At 65.1% G+C, this 318-nt stretch carries 1 protein-coding gene; it reads left to right on the top strand.

Annotated features, from left to right (window positions below; translation table 11 throughout):
• Nucleotides 1–17: 17 nt before the first annotated feature.
• On the top strand, nucleotides 18–318 hold a 301-nt coding region (locus CVH10_RS19100), incomplete at its 3' end, for an isocitrate lyase/phosphoenolpyruvate mutase family protein (protein WP_369335884.1).

Here is a 318-nt window from a genome sequence, read left to right as displayed (position 1 = left end):
GCCGGGACTTCGTCATCTTGGCCCGCCCCGACGCGGCTGGCGTGGATGGCTTGGACGCCGCCGTCGACCGCGCCAAGATGTATGTCGACGCGGGCGCCGACTGCATCTTCCCCGAAGCGCTCAACACCCGCGAAATGTTCGAGAAGTTCGCCAAGGCCATGCCCGGTGTGCCCCTGCTGGCCAATATGACCGAGTTCGGCAAGACGCCCTTCTACACGGCCGCCGAGTTCGAGCAGATGGGCTACAAGATGGTGATCTGGCCCGTGTCGTCCCTACGCGTCGCCAACAAGGCGCAGGCCGAACTCTACGCCTCGATCG

Origin of the sequence: Halomonas sp. ND22Bw (assembly GCF_003011945.1) — a bacterium.
GTDB classification, from domain to species: Bacteria; Pseudomonadota; Gammaproteobacteria; order Pseudomonadales; family Halomonadaceae; genus Halomonas; species Halomonas halophila.
Note: the sequence above shows the minus strand (reverse complement) of the source record. Positions and strands in the feature narration are given on the sequence as shown.